At 54.5% G+C, this 492-nt stretch carries 1 protein-coding gene; it reads left to right on the forward strand.

Features of this window, described 5'->3' with window-relative positions:
* Window positions 1-483, forward strand: a 483-nt coding sequence (locus NGM62_RS22045) for an ATP-binding protein (RefSeq protein ID WP_262250457.1), incomplete at its 5' end; no start/stop codon positions are given.
* Window positions 484-492: the final 9 nt, after the last annotated feature.

The raw sequence follows: 492 nt of genomic DNA on the forward strand, positions 1-492 counted from the left end.
ATCGACCGCGCGGCGGTCATCGAACTGGCAACCGGGAGCTATATACGCAAGGGCGAGGCGATATTGGTAACCGGTGCAACCGGATGCGGGAAGAGTTTTCTGGTATCGGCACTGGGACACCAGGCCTGTGCACAAGGCCACCGCGTGCTTTATTTCAACCTGCAGAAACTACTGCTGCGCATCAAGATGACCAGGGTAGACGGTTCGGTGTTCAAGTTCATGGATAAGCTCTCCAAAACCGACCTGCTCATCCTGGATGACTTCGGTCTGGTCCGTCTGGACCAGCAGCAACGGTTGGATTTGATGGAGATCATGGAAGACCGCCACGCTAAGGCCTCAACCATCATCGCATCACAGCTCCCCGTAGCAAGCTGGTACGACGTGTTCGGTGACGACACCATTGCCGATGCCGTGCTCGACCGGGTCGTGCACACCGCACACCGAATCGAATTGAAAGGTGAAAGTATGAGAAAAAAGAAGTAAAATTGTCAG

The sequence above is a fragment of the Parapedobacter soli genome, assembly GCF_025460835.1.
Lineage (GTDB): Bacteria > Bacteroidota > Bacteroidia > Sphingobacteriales > Sphingobacteriaceae > Parapedobacter > Parapedobacter soli.